Origin of the sequence: Paraburkholderia nodosa, from assembly GCF_001718195.1 — a bacterium.
In the GTDB taxonomy this organism is placed as follows: domain Bacteria; phylum Pseudomonadota; class Gammaproteobacteria; order Burkholderiales; family Burkholderiaceae; genus Paraburkholderia; species Paraburkholderia nodosa_A.
In genome coordinates this window covers 45,641-59,442 of the sequence record NZ_MCNV01000012.1, presented here as the reverse complement: position 1 = coordinate 59,442, position 13,802 = coordinate 45,641, and the positions used below count along the sequence as shown (strand labels likewise).

Here is a 13,802-nt window from a genome sequence, read left to right as displayed (position 1 = left end):
CCGTATCGGCGTCGGGCGTGCCTGATCGATGTCGCTCGATGCCGCGAAAAATGGCGCGTTGCACCAATCTTTACGGCAAGCCCTTCAGTATTTTTGGCGGCTTTACGGGGCGCGTTCACAAGCATAGAGTGGGTGGCTTCGCACCCCGACGCGACGTTTCTTTTCTTCTCATATGAAAGAGGAGTTGCCATGTCACTGCGGTTGCTCGCTGCCTTGCCCTTTATCGGCATCCTGCTAGGGGTGCCGTTCGTCAATCGCACCGAGCCGCTCGTGCTCGGCATGCCGCTCGTGCTCGCATGGATCGTCATGTGGGTGGTGCTGGCCGCGGTGATCATGGGGATCGTCTACCGGCTCGACCCAGTCAACCGGCTCTCGGGCGAAGCGGATGCGGAGGTGCGATCATGAGCGCCCTCATCATCATCGCGGCGATGACCTTCGTCGCGCTCTACCTCGGCATGCGCGCCCGCCGCGGGCACGACATGAACCTCGAGCAGTGGGCCGTGGGCGGCCGCAGCTTCGGCACCGCGTTCGTGTTCCTGCTGATGGCGGGCGAGATCTACACCACCTTCACGTTCCTCGGCGGCAGCGGCTTCGCCTATGGCAAGGGCGCGCCTGTCTACTACATTCTGGCTTACGGCACGCTTGCATACATCCTCTCGTACTGGATGCTGCCGCCCGTCTGGCGCTTCGCCAAGCAGCACCGGCTCGTCTCGCAGCCGCACTTCTTCGCGCGCAAGTACCAAAGCCCCGCGCTGGGCGTGCTGGTGGCTTGCGTGGGCGTGCTCGCGCTCGTGCCCTATCTCGTCCTGCAACTCAAGGGCCTCGGCATCATCGTGACGACGGCCTCGTATGGCGCGATCTCCTCCACCGCGGCGATCTGGATCGGCGCGGCCGTGGTCACGGCTTACGTGATCGTTTCGGGCGTGCGCGGCTGCGCGTGGAACTCGGTCGTGAAGGACACGATGATTCTCGCCATCGCCGTGTTCCTCGGCATTTACCTGCCGATTCACCACTATGGCAGCCTGAGCGAGATGTTCCGCGCCATCGACGCCGCCAAGCCCGGCTTCCTCACCTTCCCGGCACGCGGCCAGAGCGTGACGTGGTTCCAGTCCACCGTGCTGCTCACGGCACTAGGCTTCTTCATGTGGCCGCATACGTTCATGTCGGTCTACACCGCGAAGAACGAGCGCATCTTCCGCCGCAACGCGATGATCCTGCCGCTCTATCAGCTTATTTTGCTGTTCGTCTTCTTCTGCGGCTTCGCAGCCGTGCTCAAGGTGCCGGGCCTCAAGGGCGGCGACATCGACCTCTCGCTGTTCCGTCTCGCCCTGCAGACGTTCGATCCATGGTTCGTGGGCGTGATCGGCGCGGCCGGCGTGCTGACCGCACTCGTGCCGGGCTCGATGATCCTCACCACGGCTTCGACGCTGCTCGCGAACGACATCTATCGCGGCGGCCTCGCGAAGAGCGCGGACGACGCGCAAGTCGCGAAGCTCGCGCGCGCCTTCGTGCCGGTGATCGCGCTCGTGGCAGTCGGCTTCACGCTCAATGGCGGGGACACCATCGTCGCGCTGCTCCTGATGGGCTACAACTTCGTCACGCAGCTGTTCCCGGCGATGGTGTGCAGCCTCTCCGCGCGCAATCGCGTAACGAAGCAAGGCGCATTCTGCGGCATCGTGGCGGGCGTGCTGGTGGTGATCGTCACGACGCTCACGCATGTGAGCGTGGCTCAGCTGATTCCGTTCGCGCCGGACGCGCTCAAGGACGTCAACATCGGCTTCCTTGCGCTGTTCGTGAACGTGATCGTGCTCGTGGTGGTGAGCACGGTGACGCAGCCGCGCACGCATGTGGATCACGAGCATGCGCGGGCGCATTGATATGGCGTAACGCGGTAGCGAGGCGGCCCAATCGGCGAGATCCGATTGGGCCGTTTTCCATCTATGCCGCCTTGCGCGCTTCGGCGATGCGCTGCGGCGCCTCGGGACGCGCGTACAGGCGTTCGAGATACGCCTGCAAGCGCGGAAAGCTCTCCAGCAGTTGCACTTCGTGGGCCCAGTCCATCAGATACACCGTCACGCAGTCGGCGACCGAAAGCTTGTTGCCGACGATGAACTCGCGTCCTTCGAGGTGCCTTTCGAGCACCGCGGCCATGCTGCTGAAGTCCTCCCGCGCGAGTTCGATATCGGCGGGACTGCGCTTTTCCGGTGGATACAGGAACGAATGCCGCGTGATTCTCCAGAGCGGCTGTTCCAGCTCGGTGACCGCGAACAGGGTCCAGCGATACGCCTGCGCGCGCTCGTCGAGATCCGCGGGCAACAGCGCCTTCTCTGGATATTTATCCGCGAGATACAGCACGATGGCAGCCGATTCGGGAATCACGCGGTCGCCGTCGATCAGCACGGGCACCTTGCCTGCGGGATTGATGCGCAGGTATTCAGGCCGCTTGTGCTCGCCTGCGAGCAGATTGACCGAGATGAATTCGAAATCGGCGTCGACTTCCTTGAGGCCCCATAGCGCGCGCTGCGAACGCGTGCCGGCAAAACCATAGAGTTTCATGACGCGCCTCCGTTCACACACCGGGAATCGGCAGAACGGGCATCACCTCGACGGCCTCGCCCGGAAAAATCGAAAAGTGCGGGTGGCCTTCGAACAGCTTCGCTGCCTCTTCGTGCGATGCAGCACGGAAAACGGTATAGCCGGTTAGCGCGTTAGATGTGTCCGCGATGCCATGCTCGCCAATCGATTTCGTCTTGCCGAGCGGGCCGCCCATATCGACGATCGATGCCTTGTGCTTTTCGACCCACGCGTGCCAGGCCGCAATGCCCTCCTTTTCCTTGGCGTGCCGATCGGCTTCGGAAAGCGCCGCCCATCCCTTCATGCGCGCGTTGTCTTTGGTACCGAGAAAAACAGCGAGAAACAGTTTCTGATCGCTCATGTGTCCTCCAACTGCTGGTCTGGTTGCTGGTCTGAAAACGGGAGCAACGGTATGTCGCCCATCCGGCCTTGACAGCATAGGTTGATATCAACATAATTGCAACATGGCACGCGCAAAGAAACTTCCCTTCGAAACCACGCTATTGGTGCGCGATTGCTGCCTGTGTCTGCATATGCAGCGGGCGGCACGCAATCTCGCGCGCATTTTCGACGACGTGCTGCGTCCGCTCGATCTCACGAACGGGCAGTTTTCGCTGCTGATGTCACTGAACCGGCCGCATCCGCCCGGTATGAAAGACGTGGCGTCGCTGCTCGCCATGGACCGCACCACCCTCACGGCCGCACTCAAGCCGCTGGAGCGGCGCGGTCTCGTGGTCATCGAGCAGGACCCGGAAGACAAGCGCAGCCGTCTGCTGAGCCTCACGGACGAGGGGCATCGGCTGCTCAACGCGGCGTTTCCGCTATGGCAGCAAACGCATGAGGAAATCGAAAAGGAGTTTGCCGAGGGCGAGGTGGACAAGCTGCGCGCGCACTTGCGCGCGCTTTCCTAGTCATGGCGCTTCTTCGCCCCATACAGCGTCGATTCCGGAAACCCCTCCGCCGCGAGCACGCGCCCTACGAGAATGAGCGCGGTACGCTCGATATCCGTAGCGAGCACCTTCTGCGCGATATCCGCGAGCGTGCCCGTTACGCGTTCCTCGTCGGGCCAGCTCGCGCGATAGATCACCGCGACCGGGCAATCTTCGCCGTAGTGCGGCAGCAATTCCTCGACGATGCGCGCGATATGGCGCACGCCCAGGTGAATCGCGAGCGTCGCTCGGTGACGCGCGAGGTCGCCTAACTGCTCGCCTTCGGGCATCGACGTTTTGGTGGCGTAGCGCGTGAGAATGAGCGTCTGCGAAATGCCGGGCAGCGTGAGTTCGCTGCCGAGCGCCGCCGCGCACGCAGCGGTCGCGGTCACGCCGGGCACGACTTCATAAGGAATACCGAGCATACGCAACCGCCGGATCTGCTCGCCGATCGCGCCATAGAGCGACGGGTCGCCCGAATGCACGCGCGCCACGTCGAAGCCCTGGGCATGCGCGGTTTCGAGCAACGCGACGATCTCGTCGAGCGTGAGCGGCGCCGTGTCCACCACCTTGTGCGCGCGGTGGCCTTCCAGCACGGCGGGCGGCACGAGCGAGCCCGCGTAGAGAATGACGGGGCAACTGCGCACGAGGCGCTGGCCTTTCACGGTGATCAGTTCAGGATCGCCCGGCCCCGCGCCGATGAAGAAAACGGTCATGCGTGGAAACTCCGCTGAATAGGGTTCGCGAGCGCGTCGATTGCTTCTTGCGCTGATGTGAACTCACATTGCGCGTCGGGCAGCGGCGGGCGCTGCATCATCACCACGGGCAAGCCCTTTTCGCGCGCGACGGCGAGCTTCGCTTCGGTCGCCGCGCCGCCGCTGTTCTTGCTGACCACGACGTCGATGCGCGCTTCGGTAAAGAGCGTGCGCTCGCCAACGGCTGTGAACGGCCCGCGCGCGTCGATGATGCGCGCACGGGCGTGGCCAGGATGCGCTTCGAGGCAACGGACCGTCCAGTGCTGATGCTCCGGCACCTCGTTCAGATGCGCAAGCGGCTCGCGCCCGAGCGTGAAGAGCGGGCGCGCGAACGGCATGACCGCTTCGACCACGCCGGCCCAGCCGCTCACCATGCGCCAGTCGTCGCCGGGCTGCGGCTGCCACGGCGCACGCCGCAGCGCCCAGTACGGCACGTGCGCCGCTTCGCACGCACGCGCCGCGTTGGCGCTGATTTGCGCGGCATAGGGATGCGTGGCGTCGAAAACCAGTGTGATGTTTTCGTCCGCGAGAAAACGCGCGAGCCCTTCGGCTCCGCCAAAGCCGCCCACCCGCACCGCGCAGGCGAGATCGGCGGGCACGCGGCCAAGGCCCGCGAGCGAGTAGACGTGCTGGGGGCCGAGCGTGCGCGCGATCGCCAGCGCATCGCCGGTGCCGCCGAGCAGCAGGATGCGCGCCGTCATGGCTTGACGGCCTCGTAAAGCGTGACGGGCAAGGCCTGACGCCAGGTGTCGAAGCCGCCCAGCGGCTGCGCCTCGCCGATGCCGACGCGCGTGAGCGTGCCGCCGTGCTGCGCGCGCCATGTCACGAGTGCCGCTTCGCTCTGCAACGTCACCGCGTTCGCGACGAGCCGCCCGCCGCTCGCGAGCGCCGCCCAGCACGCGTCCAGCACGCCGGGTACGGTCACGCCGCCGCCGATAAAGACCGCGTCGGGCGCGGCGAGTCCTGCGAGCGCGTCGGGCGCGCGGCCCGCAACGAGTTGCAAACCCGGCACGCCCAACGCCGCGCGATTGTGCTCGATGAAGCGTTGACGCTCGGCGTTCGCCTCGATCGCGATCGCGCGGCAAGCGGCGTGCGAACGCATCCATTCGATGCCGATCGAGCCGCTGCCCGCGCCCACGTCCCACAGCAACCCGCCGGGCGTGGGTGCGAGACGCGCGAGCGTGAGCGCGCGCACGTCGCGCTTCGTGATCTGACCGTCGTGGCGGTAGGCGTCGTCGGGGAGGCCTGGCGTGAGCGTCCAGCCGCGCGCGAGCGTCTGCGCACTATCGCTCTCGCATTCGAACGCGACCAGATTGAGCGCCGCGGCTTCTTCAACGTGCCACGCATCGGCGCGGCCTTCTATGCGGCGTTCGAGCGGGCCGCCCAGATGCTCGAACAGGGCAAGACGCGTGGCGCCGAAGCCCGCTTCGGCGAGCAACGCGGCAAGCGCCGCGGGCGTGCGCCCATCCGCGCTCAACGCGAGCACGCGCGAGCGCGCGTAGAGATGGCGGCGCAGCGCATCGAGCGGACGGCCGACGAGCGAGACCATCGCCGTATCTTGCAGCGCCCACCCCTTGCGCGCCGCCGCGAGCGAGAGCGATGAAGGCGCGGGCAGCACGCGCATTTCACCGGGCACCACGCGGCGCGCGAGTGTCGCGCCCACGCCGAACAGCATGGGGTCGCCGCTCGCGAGCACGCATACGGACTGATTCGACTCGCGGTACGCAAGCAGCGCCTCGACGCTAAACGGCTGCGGCCACGCTTCGTGCCGTGCACGCACGCGCGAGGGCAACATCGCCAGATGGCGTTCGCCACCCGTCACGATGGCCGCGTCGAACAGCGCGCGCCGCGCGTCGCGCCCGAGCCCCGCGTATCCATCGTCGCCGATGCCCACCACCGTCAGCCATACCTGCTTGCCCTGCATTCGCTCTCCCGCCGTTGCCTGTTTGGTTGCCTGTTTCCCTACACCGCCACGGCCCGCAGCCCGATCGTGGGGTGGAGCACGCGTGAAAACGGGCATAATACCGTGTCCGCCGGTGCCGTTAAGGCAGCTTTGCATGAGACCGGAGCAAGCGCTGAAGCGCCAACTCCGGATCGCAAAAAGGGAACACAGCAAGCTGTGGCCGCCCCGCGACTGTGAGCAGCGAGACCGCATCCACCCGAGCCACTGGTTTTACCGGGAAGGCCGATGCGGTTCACGACCTGCGAGCCAGGAGACCTGCCGGCCGACTGTTCGCGCGAACCCATATCGGACGGGGTGTACCGATACCGCTGCCGTTTCCCGCCTGCCGTGCGGGCAACGCGCCACTCCAGCGTGATGCTTACCCGGTAATGCCTTGAAACACGAAACGAAGCCTGTCTCGCCCGCTGCCGCATTGGCCGTGCTCCGCCCCTCGGCGTGCCCGGGGCTCCTGCGCGTGGTCGCGGCGCGCGACGGCGGCCTGTGCCGCATCCGCCTGCCTGGCGGCGCGCTGAGCGCCGCGCGTGCGCGGGCCCTCGCCGACGCAGCGTCGACGCACGCGAACGGCGTACTCGAACTGACCAATCGCGCGAACGTGCAGATTCGCGGCGTGCGCGCCGGCGAAGAAGCGGCATTGAGCGCCGCGCTGATCGACGCAGGCCTCGGCCCTGCCGGCATCGACGCCGCGAGCCCGGTCGAGCGTGCATGCGCCGCCGACGAATTGCGCAACGTGATGCTGAGCCCGCTCGCGTGCCTCGACCCTGACGCGTTGTGGGACACGACGGAACTCGCCGCCGCGCTCATCGACATGATGCAGCGCGAGCCACGCTTTGCCGCACTCTCGCCCAAGTTCGCGCTGCAACTCGACGGCGGTGAACGTGTGGCGATGCTCGAGCATCCGCACGACATCTGGCTCGCCGCGCTGCATGATGGCGCAACGGTGCGCTTCGCGGTGGGCCTCGCAGGTTGCCCAACGGCGCAGCCAGTCGGCACGCTCGCGGCCGAAGACGTTTGCGCATCGATGCGCGCGCTGTTGCATGCGTTCCTCGATCTCGCGGGCGCGGACGCCACACGCATGCGCGACGTCCTCGCCACTCATTCGCTCGACTCGCTGCTACAGCGCGCGCAACAGCATGGCGACTTCACGTTGACGCGTGACGACGCCACGCTGCCCGCTTGGCGCCGCGCGGCGAGCCCCGCCGGCTTGCGCCTCGGCGCACACGCGCTGCACGCCGACGGCAGCGGCTACGTGGGCGCGCAGCCCGCTCTCGGCCGTATCGACGCGCCAACGCTGCGCGCACTTGCCGCGCTCGCGGAAGACTCGGGCGACGCGACATTGCGCGTGACGCCCTGGCAAGGCGTCCTGCTGCCGAATGTGCCCGCGCACGCCATGCCCGCCGCGCTCGAACGCCTGGACGCGCTCGGTCTCATCGCCTCCCGCGCCGACCCGCTCGCGCGCCTCGTCGCGTGCACGGGCTCGACGGGATGTGCAAAAAGCCGCGCGGACACGAAGGCAGACGCACAGCGCCTCGCCGCAATGCTGCCGCCCGACGCCGAAGCCCACCTGAGCGGCTGCGAGCGCTCCTGCGCGGCCGCGCATTGCGCGCCGTTCACGTTGCTCGCCAGCACCCCGGACCACTACGACCTGTACCAGCGCGACGACACGCAAAGCGGCTTCGGCCAGCGCTTTGGCCAACTCATCGCGCGCAACCTGACGATCGAAGCCGCTGCGCTTGCACTCGCGCAGCGGCCCCGGAGTAACCAAGATGTCTGATTACATTCGCGACGGCCAGGCGATCTATCGCGAGTCGTTCGCGACGATCCGCGCCGAAGCCGACCTCTCGCGCATTCCCGCCGACCTCGAAAAACTTGCCGTGCGCGTGATTCACGCATCCGGCATGGTGGATGTGGCCGCCGACCTCGCATTTTCCGCAGGCGCGGGCACAGCGGGCCGCAACGCGCTCGCGGGCGGCGCGCCGATTCTCTGCGACGCGAAAATGGTCGCTTATGGCGTGACGCGCGCGCGCTTGCCGGCGAACAACGCCGTGATCTGCACGCTCGACGATCCCGCTGTACCGGATCTCGCGCGCGAGATCGGCAACACGCGCTCGGCAGCCGCGCTCGAACTGTGGCGGCCGCATCTCGCAGGCAGCGTCGTGGCGATCGGCAATGCGCCCACCGCACTCTTTTATCTGCTCGATATGATTGCCGCCGGCGCTCCGCGCCCCGCGCTCATCCTCGGCTTTCCCGTCGGCTTCGTCGGCGCGGCCGAGTCCAAGGCGCAGCTTGCAGCCGAAAGCCACGGCGTACCCTTCGTCGTCGTGCACGGCCGCCGCGGCGGCAGCGCGATGGCCGCCGCCGCCGTCAACGCACTCGCTTCGGAGACCGAATAAATGATCCGCAAAGGACGTCTGCACGGCATTGGCGTCGGCCCCGGCGACCCCGAACTGCTCACGCTCAAGGCGCTGCGCCTGCTCAAGGCCGCGCCCGTGGTCGCGTATTTCGTCGCGAAGGGCAAGAAAGGCAATGCGTTCGGCATCGTCGAGGCCCATCTCGAAGCGGAGCAGGAACGCCTGCCGCTCGTGTACCCCGTGACGACCGAAGCGCTCGAACCGCCGCTCTCGTACGAAGCGATCATCGCCGACTTCTACGACGGCGCGGCGCAAACGCTTTCGCGCCATCTCGACGCCGGACGCGACGTGGCCGTGATCTGCGAAGGCGATCCGTTCTTCTACGGCTCGTACATGTATCTGCACGACCGGCTCGCCGCACACTACGAGGCCGAAGTCGTGCCGGGCGTGTGCTCGATGCTGGGCGGCGCGGCGGTGCTGGGCGTGCCGCTCGTCTACCGCAACCAGAGCCTCGCCGTACTCTCGGGCGTGCTGCCCGAGGACGAATTGCGCCGGCGCCTGGCCGACGCGGATGCCGCCGTGATCATGAAGCTGGGCCGCAATTTCGACAAGGTGCGCCGCCTGCTGGGCGAATTGGGCCTCGCGCATCGCGCGCTGTATGTCGAGCGCGCAACCATGGCGAACCAGCGCATCGTCCCGCTCGACGACGTCGATCCGATGGCTTCGCCGTACTTCTCGCTGCTCGTCGTGCCGGGGGTGAAATGGCAGTCGTGACGCCGCCCGCCATCGTCATTCTCGGGCCCGGCGCGCTCGCCACGGCGCGGCGCGTGCAGACGCTTTACCCAGGCGCGCAGGTCCATGCGCTGGAGGGCCGCGTGGCGGGCGATGTCGCGTTCAGCGAGCTTGGCGCGCATTTGCGCGAATGCTATACGCGCGGCCTGCCCATCGTCGCGCTGTGTGCGGCGGGCATCGTGATCCGCTGCCTCGCGCCGCTCCTTGCCAACAAGGGCGCAGAGCCGCCGGTGCTCGCGCTCGCCGAGGACGGCAGCGCCGTCGTGCCGCTGCTCGGTGGACTCACGGGCGTGAACGTCATGGCACGCGAAATCGGCGCGGCGCTCGCGGTTGCGCCCGCCATCACGACGAGCGGCGAATTGCGCTTCGGCACCTGCCTGCTCAATCCGCCTGCGGGCTATGCGCTCGCGAGCCTCGCGCAAGGCAAGCGCTTCGTCTCCGATCTGCTTGCGGGCGCAGCGACACGCGTGGACGGCCACGCACCGTGGCTCGAAAATGTCGATCTGCCACGCGAGGCCGCGGCGCGCCATGCCATCCGCGTGAGCGCGCATGTCTGGGACGGCAGTCCCGACGACCTCGTCATTCATCCGCGCGGCATCGTCGCGGCCGTGGGTGCGCCACGCGAAGCGCTTGCCGATAACGTGCGCCGCGCGCTCGATGCGCACGGCCTCGCGCCGCTTGCGCTCGCGACGCTCGTCGCCCCTGCTGCGCACATGCGCGATGCGTCGCTCGCGCAGGCGGCAGCGGAACTCGGCGTACCGCTGCGCTTCGTCGATAGCGAGGAGAACACGGCGCAAGCTACGCTCGCCGCCCTCGACTTCGCGGCGGACGTCGAGCGCTACACGCCGAACGACGACGGCGTCGCCCTCGCCTGCGCGGCTGCGCCGCTCGACCCGCTCACGTTGGGCCGCGCGCGCGGCAAGCTCACGGTGCTGGGCCTCGGCCCCGGCCGCGCCGACCTGCTTACGCCTGCCGCACGCGCCGCGCTCGACAGCGCCACCGATATCGTCGGCTATGCAACCTATGTCGAGATGGCGGGCCCGTTTCGCGCGGACCAGCAGCGCCACGCCACCGACAACCGCGAAGAACTGCAGCGCGCCCGCCACGCGTTCGAGATGGCGAGCGAGGGCCGGCGCGTGGCCGTGGTCTCCTCGGGCGACCCCGGTGTGTTCGCCATGGCGGCCGCCGTGCTCGAAGCGCTCGAAGGCTCGGACGACGCACGCTGGCATGCCGTCGAGCTGGCTATCGTGCCAGGCGTTTCCGCAGCGCTCGCCACGGCGGCGCAAGTCGGCGCGCCGCTCGGCCACGACTTCTGCATGCTTTCGCTTTCCGACAACCTGAAGCCGTGGACGGTGATCGAAAAGCGCCTCCTGCACGCGGCGCAGGCCGATCTCGTGATGGCGTTCTACAACCCCATCTCGCGCGCGCGGCCCTGGCAGCTCGAGCGCGCGCTGGAAATCGTGCGCAGCGTGCGCGCGCCGCACACGCGCGTGGTGCTGGGCCGCGACGTAGGCCGCCCCGGCGAGACGCTGCGCGCCATGACCCTGGGCGAACTGCGTTCGGCGGACGTCGATATGCGCACGATGGTGATCGTCGGGTCGTCGGCCACACGCGGGTTCGCTCGTGGTGACGGCGGCGAATGGATTTACACGCCGCGTTGGTATCGCGAGGATGCCTAAAAAAGCGCTCACGCCTTCAAGGTAGGCAGCGCGTCGCGCGGGTCGGGTGGTGCACCCTCGAACTCGCGCGCTTTCACCTGATTGCGCCCCGCCTGCTTCGCGGCGTAAAGCTCCGCGTCGGCGGCGCGCAGCAGCGCCTGCGCGCCATCGCGCTTGTGCGGCACGCAGGTGGCGCAGCCAATGCTCACGGTCAGCGTGCCGTATTCGCTGTGCTCGTGCGCGATTCCGAGCGCCGCCACTTGCTGGCGCACCGCTTCCGCGATTTTCACGGCGCCGTCCGCCGGCGTGGCCGGCAGGACCGCGGCGAACTCTTCGCCGCCGTAGCGCGCAACCATGTCCGTGGCGCGGCGGCAGGCCTCGCGTATCGCGCGTGCCACGGCAGCGAGCACCTTATCGCCCTCTGCGTGCCCGTAGAAGTCGTTGAAGAGCTTGAACTTGTCGATATCGATGAAGAGCACCGAGAGCGGTTCGCCCGCGCGTCTCGCGTGCTGCCATTCGGTTTCGATGCGCAAGTCGAGCGCGCGCCGGTTGAAGAGGCCCGTGAGCGCGTCAGTAACCGCGAGACGTTCGAATTCTTTTTGCGTGGCGAGCCGCGTGCGCATCGACAGTGCGAGCAGCCACGACGAAGCCGCAATCAGCGCGCCGAAGATCAACGCCATCGGCGCATAGATTTGCAGGCGGTGCCGCCATGCGTCGAGCGCGCCGTCCACGGAAGGCGCGACCACCGCGATGAGTGTCGTGTGCGGAACACGCTTGAACGTGTAGATGCGTTCGACCTCGTCCTCCTCGCCCGCGGCGATGAACGAGCCGGCGCCCGCCTTCAGCATCGGCTGGATGTATTCCAGCTCGCCGACTTGCGCACCCACTTCGTAGTCCGAATAGGGACGGTGCGCGAGCATGGTCCCGTCGCTCAGCAGGATGAACGCGCTGCCCTTCGGGTCGACGTCGACACGGTCGAACAGTTGCTGAAAATACGCGAGCCGCAGCGTGAGCAGCACGACGCCGCCAAACGAGCCGTCGTATTCGCTCACGCGGCGTGACAGCGCAATCGAGTATTGGCCTTCGCGCGTGCGCGAGCGAATCGGGTCCGAAATAAACATGCCGACCGAGCGCTCGCGCTGCACCGTGAAATAGTCGCGATCCGCCAGATTGACGCCGGGATACGCGCGGCCGTCCCGCGATTCCACGATATTGCCGCTCGCGTCGGCACTGAACGCGTCGTCGAGATACGCGCCGGCCGCCACGCGGCCGAACAGCAACTTGCGGCGGATGTCGGCCGGAAGCCCTTGCGTACGCGGGTCGCGCACGCTTTCGGCGGCATCGATCAGCAAAAGGTCGTAGATGCCGAAATTCGCCTCGAGGTCGTTCGACATCAGCGCAACGAGCGCGGCCGAATGGCGCTGCGTGCCGAAGATGGCCTGGGTGCGCTGCTGCATCAGCCCCAACAGCACGATGGCAACGATGGCCGCGCCGACTAGCGAGCCCATCGTGCCGACAATGAACGGATGGCTGCCCACCCACTGCATGAGCGCCCGGTTCCATTGGCGGAGGATTCGCAAACATCGTGTCCAGAGCTTCATGAGGCGTTTCCTCTTGCTCCGCGCGTTCCGTTGATACCGCTCGTACCGCGTGCCGGCCGATTACAGATTGCATTCAGGCGCCATCATACTGCGGCTCGCGAAACCGCCTTCGAATCGCGGCACATACTCAATTTCCCTGTCGTAGCGCCGTAAACCAGGTGAACCCGCGAAGTGAATTCGCGACGCGAACCGCTCACCGTCCACCCTGCGCCGATGACCAACCCGACCACTGAAGATCAAGCCGCAGCCACCGACGCCGCAGCCGACGCTGCAACCGAAGCCGCCCCGCTCACGCCGCAAGCCCTGCCGGTCGGCGAGCCGCTCGCCTGGCCTGTCGTCGATCGGGACGGCGCCTTGCTGCTCGATGCCGGCTCGGTGCTGATGGGTGAAGCGGAACGCGACTTCCTGTTCCTGCATTTCGAGCTGCATCGCGGCGACAAGGAACGGCTCGAGGTTGCACCGGAGAGCGCGACGGCCGCGAATGGGGCTAGCATCGGCGATACCGCGGCCACCACGCGCGACATGCACCTGACCATCGGCGCGCTGATGGGCCTGCGTCCGCAGATGGGTGCGAGCGGCGCGCCGATGCACCCGTGCCGCATGATCGGTTTCGCGCCCAACGAGGCGCTCTTCGTGACGACGCCCTATGTCGATGGCCGCCCCGTCGCCATCACGCCGGGTGAAAACGTGGAGATCGTCGCGATTGCGAGCCAGGCCGTCTATCGCTTCGTATGCACCGTGCATGCGCTCAGCCAGTCGCCGCTCGACTATCTCGTGCTTTCGAAGCCCGCCAACATCCGCCGCCTGCGCGAACGCCGCTCGATTCGGGTGCGCGCGCAATTTCCCGTGCGCTACGGCATCGGCGAGGAAGGTGCGGGTTATGACGGCGTGGCGCTCGCGCGCGGGATCAGCGCGCTCGGGCTTTCGGTGAGCGCCGCGTGGGCGCTCGGCAAGGTTGGCGAGCGGCTGCGCGTGGCCTTCCAGCTGCGCTCGGGCGACAACGCAACGGCGATCGAAACCAGCGCTGTCATCCGCAACGTGCAAGCGGAAACGGGCGACCCCGCGCACGCGACGCTCGGCCTCGAACTCGACCGCCTCACGGCCGCCGAGCAAATGGCGATGAAAGTGTACGTATTCGATCGTCAGGACGACGTACTCTACTGGACCGGCAGCATGCGCTGA

14 protein-coding genes and 1 riboswitch are annotated in these 13,802 nt (G+C 67.2%); of the genes, 8 read left to right on the top strand and 6 right to left on the bottom strand.

What is annotated here, in order from left to right:
* Positions 1 to 189 precede the first annotated feature (189 nt).
* Together BFD71_RS20995 and BFD71_RS20990 are read left to right on the top strand one after the other, a co-directional pair.
* Positions 190 to 405, top strand: a complete 216-nt coding sequence (locus BFD71_RS20995) for a DUF3311 domain-containing protein (protein WP_028205546.1) — start codon at positions 190 to 192, stop codon at positions 403 to 405.
* Complete coding sequence (locus tag BFD71_RS20990) at positions 402 to 1,877, top strand: sodium:solute symporter family protein (RefSeq protein ID WP_069266234.1); 1,476 nt, start codon at positions 402 to 404, stop codon at positions 1,875 to 1,877. The genes BFD71_RS20995 and BFD71_RS20990 overlap by 4 nt, the downstream gene beginning before the upstream one ends.
* Positions 1,878 to 1,938: 61 nt before the next feature.
* Here the strand turns inward: BFD71_RS20990 and BFD71_RS20985 are convergent, their stop codons facing one another.
* Positions 1,939 to 2,556 (bottom strand): glutathione S-transferase family protein, encoded by a 618-nt coding sequence (locus tag BFD71_RS20985; RefSeq protein WP_069266233.1) that lies wholly within the window; start codon positions 2,554 to 2,556, stop codon positions 1,939 to 1,941.
* Positions 2,557 to 2,569: 13 nt separating this feature from the next.
* Positions 2,570 to 2,935, bottom strand: coding sequence for a hypothetical protein (locus BFD71_RS20980; RefSeq protein ID WP_069266232.1), 366 nt, complete (start codon positions 2,933 to 2,935; stop codon positions 2,570 to 2,572).
* Between the two features lie 103 nt (positions 2,936 to 3,038).
* Here BFD71_RS20980 and BFD71_RS20975 point away from each other — a divergent pair, with 103 nt between their 5' ends.
* Positions 3,039 to 3,485, top strand: coding sequence for a MarR family winged helix-turn-helix transcriptional regulator (locus BFD71_RS20975; RefSeq protein ID WP_069266231.1), 447 nt, complete (start codon positions 3,039 to 3,041; stop codon positions 3,483 to 3,485).
* Here BFD71_RS20975 and cobM read toward each other — a convergent pair.
* Genes cobM through BFD71_RS20960 form a run of 3 tightly spaced genes read right to left on the bottom strand, consistent with a single transcriptional unit; the run spans position 3,482 to position 6,182 of the window.
* Positions 3,482 to 4,219 carry a precorrin-4 C(11)-methyltransferase gene (gene cobM, locus BFD71_RS20970; RefSeq protein ID WP_069266230.1) on the bottom strand — a complete coding sequence of 246 codons (738 nt, stop codon included), beginning with the start codon at positions 4,217 to 4,219 and terminating at the stop codon, positions 3,482 to 3,484. The genes BFD71_RS20975 and cobM overlap by 4 nt on opposite strands.
* Entirely contained in the window at positions 4,216 to 4,959 is a 744-nt protein-coding gene (locus tag BFD71_RS20965) for a cobalt-precorrin-6A reductase (RefSeq protein WP_069266229.1), read from the bottom strand. The genes cobM and BFD71_RS20965 overlap by 4 nt, the downstream gene beginning before the upstream one ends.
* Positions 4,956 to 6,182, bottom strand: coding sequence for a bifunctional cobalt-precorrin-7 (C(5))-methyltransferase/cobalt-precorrin-6B (C(15))-methyltransferase (locus BFD71_RS20960; RefSeq protein WP_069266228.1), 1,227 nt, complete (start codon positions 6,180 to 6,182; stop codon positions 4,956 to 4,958). The genes BFD71_RS20965 and BFD71_RS20960 overlap by 4 nt, the downstream gene beginning before the upstream one ends.
* Positions 6,183 to 6,277: 95 nt before the next feature.
* Positions 6,278 to 6,496, top strand: a riboswitch (cobalamin riboswitch).
* A 98-nt stretch (positions 6,497 to 6,594) separates the two neighbouring features.
* Between BFD71_RS20960 and cobG the strand changes: the two genes are divergently transcribed.
* Genes cobG through cobJ form a run of 4 tightly spaced genes read left to right on the top strand, consistent with a single transcriptional unit; the run spans position 6,595 to position 11,040 of the window.
* Complete coding sequence (gene cobG, locus BFD71_RS20955) at positions 6,595 to 7,992, top strand: precorrin-3B synthase (protein WP_083245370.1); 1,398 nt, start codon at positions 6,595 to 6,597, stop codon at positions 7,990 to 7,992.
* The gene (locus BFD71_RS20950) at positions 7,985 to 8,611 is read left to right on the top strand and encodes a precorrin-8X methylmutase (RefSeq protein ID WP_069266226.1); all 627 of its coding nucleotides are present in this window, start codon (positions 7,985 to 7,987) and stop codon (positions 8,609 to 8,611) included. Before cobG ends, BFD71_RS20950 begins: the two co-directional genes overlap by 8 nt.
* Complete coding sequence (locus tag BFD71_RS20945; protein ID WP_069266225.1) at positions 8,612 to 9,343, top strand: precorrin-2 C(20)-methyltransferase; 732 nt, start codon at positions 8,612 to 8,614, stop codon at positions 9,341 to 9,343.
* Positions 9,331 to 11,040 (top strand): precorrin-3B C(17)-methyltransferase, encoded by a 1,710-nt coding sequence (cobJ, locus tag BFD71_RS20940; RefSeq protein ID WP_069266224.1) that lies wholly within the window; start codon positions 9,331 to 9,333, stop codon positions 11,038 to 11,040. The genes BFD71_RS20945 and cobJ overlap by 13 nt, the downstream gene beginning before the upstream one ends.
* Positions 11,041 to 11,048: 8 nt before the next feature.
* Here the strand turns inward: cobJ and BFD71_RS20935 are convergent, their stop codons facing one another.
* On the bottom strand, positions 11,049 to 12,620 hold the full coding sequence (locus tag BFD71_RS20935; RefSeq protein ID WP_069266223.1) for a sensor domain-containing diguanylate cyclase: 1,572 nt from the start codon (positions 12,618 to 12,620) through the stop codon (positions 11,049 to 11,051).
* A gap of 171 nt (positions 12,621 to 12,791) precedes the next feature.
* Between BFD71_RS20935 and BFD71_RS20930 the strand changes: the two genes are divergently transcribed.
* Positions 12,792 to 13,802 carry a flagellar brake protein gene (locus tag BFD71_RS20930; RefSeq protein WP_256094834.1) on the top strand — a complete coding sequence of 337 codons (1,011 nt, stop codon included), beginning with the start codon at positions 12,792 to 12,794 and terminating at the stop codon, positions 13,800 to 13,802.

Bases quoted from the DNA above. Each gene is read 5' to 3' on its own strand.
- BFD71_RS20950 (WP_069266226.1), top strand. From the start codon at position 7,985: ATGTCTGATTACATTCGCGACGGCCAGGCGATCTATCGCGAGTCGTTC.
- BFD71_RS20945 (WP_069266225.1), top strand. From the start codon at position 8,612: ATGATCCGCAAAGGACGTCTGCACGGCATTGGCGTCGGCCCCGGCGAC.
- BFD71_RS20990 (WP_069266234.1), top strand. From the start codon at position 402: ATGAGCGCCCTCATCATCATCGCGGCGATGACCTTCGTCGCGCTCTAC.
- BFD71_RS20960 (WP_069266228.1), bottom strand. From the start codon at position 6,182: ATGCAGGGCAAGCAGGTATGGCTGACGGTGGTGGGCATCGGCGACGAT.
- BFD71_RS20980 (WP_069266232.1), bottom strand. From the start codon at position 2,935: ATGAGCGATCAGAAACTGTTTCTCGCTGTTTTTCTCGGTACCAAAGAC.
- cobJ (WP_069266224.1), top strand. From the start codon at position 9,331: ATGGCAGTCGTGACGCCGCCCGCCATCGTCATTCTCGGGCCCGGCGCG.
- BFD71_RS20985 (WP_069266233.1), bottom strand. From the start codon at position 2,556: ATGAAACTCTATGGTTTTGCCGGCACGCGTTCGCAGCGCGCGCTATGG.
- BFD71_RS20975 (WP_069266231.1), top strand. From the start codon at position 3,039: ATGGCACGCGCAAAGAAACTTCCCTTCGAAACCACGCTATTGGTGCGC.
- cobM (WP_069266230.1), bottom strand. From the start codon at position 4,219: ATGACCGTTTTCTTCATCGGCGCGGGGCCGGGCGATCCTGAACTGATC.
- BFD71_RS20965 (WP_069266229.1), bottom strand. From the start codon at position 4,959: ATGACGGCGCGCATCCTGCTGCTCGGCGGCACCGGCGATGCGCTGGCG.
- BFD71_RS20935 (WP_069266223.1), bottom strand. From the start codon at position 12,620: ATGAAGCTCTGGACACGATGTTTGCGAATCCTCCGCCAATGGAACCGG.
- BFD71_RS20995 (WP_028205546.1), top strand. From the start codon at position 190: ATGTCACTGCGGTTGCTCGCTGCCTTGCCCTTTATCGGCATCCTGCTA.